Here is a 6263-nt window from a genome sequence, read left to right as displayed (position 1 = left end):
TGCTTGAGGATCATCAACCCGACCATGAGCCGGATTGGTTTTGCTGGGCGCCCTTTCTCGCTGTAGTAAACCGTAAACTCATCATCGAAGTGCTGCCAAGGGATCTGTTTAGCCAGTTGAAGCAGAGAATGATGGGGATTGAGTTGTTTCAACAAATCCGGATAGAGGAAGTTGCCTTGATTACAATTTTTCTTTTTCGCCTTCATAGTCACTCCAAAATCAGTGATTTTTCGACCGGCTTATTACAGAAATACTGCAGTAACTGGTTGAAAATGTACTACGAAATAGAAAAAATGTCAAACAATTTTAAATAGTTGACCTATTTTCAGGGCAGACTAAATACGCTTCGATCTTGTTTTTTTTCACCTTGCACTTGTTATTTGGAACGGGCTGTGGATAAGGCTTTTTCAACATTCAGCTGAGCAAAAATCCAGTATTTCCTTCACCAATTCATCCGGTTTCTCTTCAATAACGAGATGGCCGGCGTCATCGATCACGCGAAGGACCGATCCCGGAATCAGGGCATGAAGTTCTTGTCCACGCTCCAGCGGTATCCAGCTATCCTCGCGCCCCCACAGGATCATGGTAGGGGTGGTGATAGTCGGATAAAGGGGCTGAATTTCATCGGTGTATTTGGAATCTGCCTGGGCGATCTGGCGATAGAAGGCCGGCTTGCCTTGCTCGCTGGTCCACGGGGAAACGATTCCCTCTAATGTTGCGCTTTCAAGCGGCTTGAAGGCAGCCGTTTGCACATATGCCCGGACCACTGCCTCATGAATATAGTCTGGCACCCCTGCAAAAGCGGATTCGTGTTTTTTTACATGCCGAAAAAATGGCGATCCCCAAGGAGAGACCGCGACCGGATCAATGAGAATTATTTTCTTGAAGGATCGATCATTCAGCAGGTGAGTTCTGAGGGCAGTGGCGCCACCAAAGTCATGGCCAACGACAATAGGATCATCCAGCCCCCAGTGGTCAAGCAGGCTATCCAGAACTCTATTTTGAACACCCAGCGACACGTCGCCGTTTGCCATGCTCGACTGTCCATAGCCCAGCAAATCGTAATAGTAGATCAAGTATTCCTTGGACAGCCGCCGTATCAAAGGCCGGAGAGTAAATGACGACCAGGGTGTCCCGTGTACAAGCACCATTGGCGGGCCTTCCCCTGCTCTACCGTAACGAATTTCCCGTCCCTCAAAGTCATAAGACCTGGAAAGCTCCCAACTACTCATGAGCTCTACTCCCTTGGACTCCCACGTCCTCCCCGCGAACATTTCCATTCAATGCGGGTTTTATGGCGCTGACCTTCCCGCCAGTACCATGCACATTTCATTGAGGCTGACGACTTCCGTGGTTTCACTGATCGGATACCGTTCTTCTCCCGGATAGACGACGAATGCCCGAGAAGGTTTCACGTCCGCGAGGGCGAGATGGAATCCTTTTTCAGGCTTGGGGGACAGGCTGTTCTTGATTTCGACGGCCCAGAGTTCGTCACCGGGAAATCTCAGCAGCAGGTCGATTTCGGCGCCCGCTGCCGTACGAAAGAAGTTCGCCCTGGTCCGAACCGGGGCCGCAGCCAGGAGATTCTCGATCACAAATCCCTCCCAGCTCGCGCCAGCCACGGGATGCCCGGCAAGTTCATTATGGTCTGAGATGTCCAGTAGTGCGTGCAGCAGGCCGCTGTCGCGCACATAGATTTTCGGTGATTTGACGAGTCGCTTGCCCAGATTGGCATGGAATGGCGACAGCCTGCGCACCAGCAGCAGGTCCACGAGCAGGTCGATATACCGCGTTACGGTTTGGGCGCTTACCCCAAGGCTCGCCGCAATGCGGGAGGCGTTCAGGAGCGTGCCTTGTCCATGCGCAAGCATGATCCATAATCGTTGCATCGTTTCCGCGGGCAGGCGCGGACCGAACATCGGAACATCCCGCTCCAGGTAGGTCCGGATGAAATCCTTGCGCAGGGCCAGGCTTGTCGGGTCGTCTTCAGCGAGAAAACTGTCCGGGAAACCGCCACGAATCCAGAGGTCGAACTGTTTCGACGGAACATCCGCAACCTCCAGCACGTCGAACGGCCCCATATCCACGTATGCGATCCGACCGGCAAGGCTTTCACCCGACTGCCTGAGCAACTCAATGGAAGCGGAGCCGAGAAGCAGAAACCGGCCGACTCGCCGGCCACGGTTTCGTCCCTGGTCGATAATGCCTCGCAAGGACTGAAACAGTTCCGGCACACGGTGGATCTCGTCAAGGATGACCAGACGGTCCTCATACCTGCTCAGAAAAAGAACCGGCTCCGCCAACTTCTGACGATCTCCGGGATCTTCGAGGTCAAGATACAGTGATGGAAGGTCATTGCCGATGGCCAAGGCCAGCGTGGTTTTCCCCACCTGACGCGGCCCGATCAGGGCCACCGCGGCTTGACGTTTCAGAGCCGACTGGATGAAAGGAAGGATGCGTCGCGGAATCATCCTTGCAAATTATCCATCTTGTGGTGAATTTGCAAGGTAGTTTATCAGTCCATTGAAAAATCCCCAATTGCTGCGTCGCTGCAAAAATTCCAAACTCTCCCGTATGACTAATACTCTTCGATCTTGATTCGATCGCCAGGACGGCAAATCGAAAATGTGGCAGCGCCTCAGCCCGTAGGGGCCGGACACAGGACGTGTCCGGATAGCTATTTTTGCTCCTTGCACTTGGGGTTTTTGAACGGACTGTGGATTAGGACTTTTTCAACATTCAGGTATGGATAGTGCCAAGTCCTTTTACATTTGCAAGGATGAATGCGTCAGCTTGACCGCGTAAGGAGAAATTCTTACCGTGAGCAAAAAAGATGGAGAAGAGAGCATGACGACAATCCGCGAAGTGGCCACCATGACTTCCAAGGGCCAAGTCACCCTGCCCAAATCCATTCGCCAGGCCTTGGGTCTTGATGCCGGTTCCAAGCTGGCCTTCACCCTGCGCGGTGATGAAATTGTGATCACCGGGGAGGATGAGCACACCGATCCGGCCCTGGAATCTTTCCTGAATCTGCTGGAACAGGACATCGCCCATGGCCGCCATGTTTCCACTCTCCCGGATGACCTTGTCAAAAGTCTGGTCGCGGCACTTGAACATGACCAAGACCTTGATCAGGAAATCTCCGGGGACGTGTCCCTGTAATGCAGCGCCACGGGTGGACATTGCTCTTTCATGACTGCCTGCTCCGGCAACTGCAACGGCTTTCCGAGGTCTGTGAACGGACCAGGGCGGCGGCTCCCTCAGACTGGCAGAGCAATGCCAACGCTAAACTTTTCCATGCCCTTTCGCGGCTGATGCTGGAAACCATTCCAAGCGACCCTAGCCGCTCGGTCTATCGTCAGGGCACAACCCTGGGCAAGTCCCATCGCCACTGGCGCAGGGCCAAGATCGGCAGACGCTTTCGTCTGTTCTTCCGTTACGACTCCACTGCGAAAATCATCATCTATGCCTGGGTCAACGACGAAAAGACCTTGCGACAAGCCCATGGGAAAACCGATCCGTATGCTGTCTTCCAAAAGATGCTCGCTCAAGGCTATCCCCCCGATTCTTGGAACCAGCTCCTCATCGAGTCCGAATCTCGGCCTTTCGGGGCCGGACCGAGCTAGTCTATTGAATCTAAAAGTTATGCTCTGGATAGACTGTTGTTTTGCCTTAGAACCCCGATTTCGCCATCAAATGGGCATTGTAAGAGTTGATTCCTCGCGAAGGATCATGGGGTCAGGTCTTGTATTATGTTGTTTCCGGCTCGTGTCGATCCTCATGGGGCAGGCGAGGATTCTTTCCGCTACGGTTTGAGATCAATTGCAGCCCTGAACGTGCCGTCCATATACATCGGCACCGATTCGTGGATGTGCGTGATTTGCCAGTGACGGCCAATCTTGCGGAAGCACAAAGTTCCACGATACCAGACATCGGTCTCCGTGCCGTCCGTTCTTGCTCCGGTGAGGCGGCACATGCAGTGACAGTAGGCGATGTCTTCGCCGGATGTGGTTTCCAGGTCGCGCATCTCATAACCAATCGACCCGGTCCAAGTTGCGAACCAACCCTCCAGATCGTCCTCATGAGGAGACACTTGAAGCGGGGGTGCGAGATAATAACCAACGGAATCCTCAGTGAAACAGGCTCTCACGCCCTGCGCGTTCTTGCCCCGGATTGCATCCGCAAACGCATTGACCGTCGCGCAGATGCTCTCCTTGTTGTCTGATTTCGCCATACCGGTCCCTCTAAATACTCCATTTGCCCGACGCCGCTGCCCTGGATGAACCGTCCATGGACATCGCCGCCTGTTCATGGATGTTTTACAAATTGTCTGAACGATGTTTTCGCGATCCTTCCACGCGCCTGATAAACGCGCTCATCATCGCCGCGCATTCGGCCGAATGCGTCTCGAGCAGCATGTGACCGGCGTCGAAAACGTGGGCCTCCATTCGCGGCAGCGCTCTCATCCAGGAAAGCGTCTCTTCGAGATCGAAAAAAACGTCGTGTCTCGCCCAAAGCATCAAGGCCGGCGGTTGCCGGCGCTTCAGGTAATCGGCGATCTGGGCGAATCGCGCGACATGGCTGCGATAATCCAGCACCAGCGCGCGCTGCGTCTCGATCCGGCCGGGCAGCGACATGATCCGCCAATCTTCTTCCCATAGCCGGGGATCGATGCGCCTGGCGATGTCTTCCGGCACTCCGGCAACATACTGATCCCGCGTCCCCTCGAAGGTCAGGTGCGCGGTCGCCTCCGCTTCCCGCTCCGGTGTGGGATCGTCCCAATAGGCTCTGGTCGCCTCCCATTGCGGCCCCATCCCGCTTTCATGGGCATTGGCATTCTGGATAATGAGGCTGCGTATGCCGCCGGGATTGCGCGTGGCGATATGCAGCCCGACTGCCGCGCCGTAATCGTGGAGATAGAGGTGGCAGGACTTGATCCCGAGCTGTACGAGCAGTCCATGGATTATGTCCGCATACCGAGAGAACGAAGGCCGTTCAATTGGCCCGGAACTCCCGAACCCCGGAAGATCCGGGGCGACCACGAAACAGTCCCGCGCGAGGGGACCGATCACCTCCCGGAACGATGTCGAGGAGCTTGGAAAACCATGGATCAGGAGCAGCGCCGGCTTCTCCCGATCTCCCGCCAATCGGGCCGCCATTTCGCCATCTTCAATCACAAACTTCGTCAGTTCCGGTAGTTCCATATCGCTCTCCTCCAGTGAAACGGCAATGCAGGATGATCCCGAAGCCGTTCCTGTTCTTTCCTGTACTTTCTCACATTCAGAAAATTCCGGCCGTACCGGAATCTTGAACATGTTTTTTGCAAAACAGGTTCCATTATGTGATCACCTTGCTCTTGTGCCGCAATTTGTTTTGCTTGACAGGCGACTTGTTGACGTTTTTCCTGCGGATGACATTTTCAAGAATGCCGGCGAAACAGCAGCAAGGAGCAACGAATGGACGACATTATCCGGAGAATGCGAGTGGACCTGGAGCATGAAGCTGATCCCAGGACGAAAAGCAGCGGACAGCGGTTCTTTCGGGAACAGGTTCAACTGCACGGGGTCAGAACGGCGGTCGTGACCAGGATCGCTAAAAAGTATTTCAAAGAAATCAGAATGATGGACAAAGAGCCGATCTTTGATCTCTGTGAAGAGCTGTGGAAATCGGGATATCTGGAGGAAAGCTTCATTGCCTGCAACTGGTCGCATGCTCTGAGCAAATATTATGAACGCGGCGATTTTCAGGTCTTTGAAAGATGGGTCGATCGCTACGTCGCCAACTGGGCTTCCTGCGACACCCTCTGCAACCATACCATCGGCTCGTTTCTCGAAATGTATCCCGAAAACCTGCCCAATCTGCAATCCTGGGCCAAATCGCCCAATCGCTGGATGCGTCGTGCATCCGCCGTATCCCTGATCATTCCGGCCAGACGGGGCAAATTCCTGCGGGAAGTGTTCGCATTGGCCGACATCCTGCTCATGGACGCGGACGATCTGGTTCGGAAGGGGTACGGCTGGATGCTGAAGTCAGCAAGCCAGGCCCATCAAAAAGAAGTATTCGAGTATGTTCTCGCCAGAAAAACAGTCATGCCCAGGACCGCCTTGCGCTATGCAATTGAAAAAATGCCGCGGGAATGGAGGGACGAAGCAATGGGAAGAGTGAAGTGAAGGCCGTTGCCGGGAGAACAATCACCCCTGAGAGACAAGTACAATGACGGCTTGTCCCCTTGAGCGGGATCCTATTGTTGGCATTGGCTTTGC

Annotated in this window: 8 protein-coding genes; 3 read left to right on the top strand and 5 right to left on the bottom strand. The window is 54.2% G+C overall.

What is annotated here, in order from left to right:
• The 3 genes from BLP93_RS16695 to BLP93_RS11355 all read right to left on the bottom strand — a co-directional run.
• The coding region (locus BLP93_RS16695; protein ID WP_482156189.1) for a transposase at nt 1–206 on the bottom strand (206 nt) is incomplete at its 3' end.
• Between the two features lie 201 nt (nt 207–407).
• Nucleotides 408–1151 (bottom strand): alpha/beta fold hydrolase, encoded by a 744-nt coding sequence (locus BLP93_RS11360; RefSeq protein WP_244148729.1) that lies wholly within the window; start codon nt 1149–1151, stop codon nt 408–410.
• A 141-nt stretch (nt 1152–1292) separates the two neighbouring features.
• Nucleotides 1293–2471: an ATP-binding protein gene (locus BLP93_RS11355; protein ID WP_092121571.1), complete on the bottom strand. Its 1179-nt coding sequence runs from the start codon at nt 2469–2471 to the stop codon at nt 1293–1295.
• Nucleotides 2472–2847: 376 nt separating this feature from the next.
• On the opposite strand from BLP93_RS11355, the gene BLP93_RS11350 reads away from it, so the two are divergent.
• Nucleotides 2848–3162, top strand: a complete 315-nt coding sequence (locus BLP93_RS11350; RefSeq protein WP_092121569.1) for a type II toxin-antitoxin system PrlF family antitoxin — start codon at nt 2848–2850, stop codon at nt 3160–3162.
• Nucleotides 3162–3626, top strand: coding sequence for a type II toxin-antitoxin system YhaV family toxin (locus tag BLP93_RS11345; protein WP_092121567.1), 465 nt, complete (start codon nt 3162–3164; stop codon nt 3624–3626). The genes BLP93_RS11350 and BLP93_RS11345 overlap by 1 nt, the downstream gene beginning before the upstream one ends.
• A gap of 179 nt (nt 3627–3805) precedes the next feature.
• Here the strand turns inward: BLP93_RS11345 and BLP93_RS11340 are convergent, their stop codons facing one another.
• Nucleotides 3806–4234, bottom strand: a complete 429-nt coding sequence (locus BLP93_RS11340) for a YybH family protein (protein ID WP_161946301.1) — start codon at nt 4232–4234, stop codon at nt 3806–3808.
• 85 nt (nt 4235–4319) lie between these two features.
• A complete protein-coding gene (locus BLP93_RS11335; protein ID WP_092121589.1) occupies nt 4320–5204 on the bottom strand; it encodes an alpha/beta fold hydrolase in 885 nt (294 codons plus the stop codon).
• A 252-nt stretch (nt 5205–5456) separates the two neighbouring features.
• Here BLP93_RS11335 and BLP93_RS11330 point away from each other — a divergent pair, with 252 nt between their 5' ends.
• The gene (locus BLP93_RS11330) at nt 5457–6170 is read left to right on the top strand and encodes a DNA alkylation repair protein (RefSeq protein WP_092121562.1); all 714 of its coding nucleotides are present in this window, start codon (nt 5457–5459) and stop codon (nt 6168–6170) included.
• The last annotated feature ends 93 nt before the right edge of the window (nt 6171–6263 follow it).

This window comes from Desulfonatronum thiosulfatophilum (genome assembly GCF_900104215.1).
Classification (GTDB): Bacteria; Desulfobacterota; Desulfovibrionia; order Desulfovibrionales; family Desulfonatronaceae; genus Desulfonatronum; species Desulfonatronum thiosulfatophilum.
The sequence above is the reverse complement of the archived record's forward strand: the minus strand, read 5'-3'. Positions and strand labels throughout refer to the sequence as shown.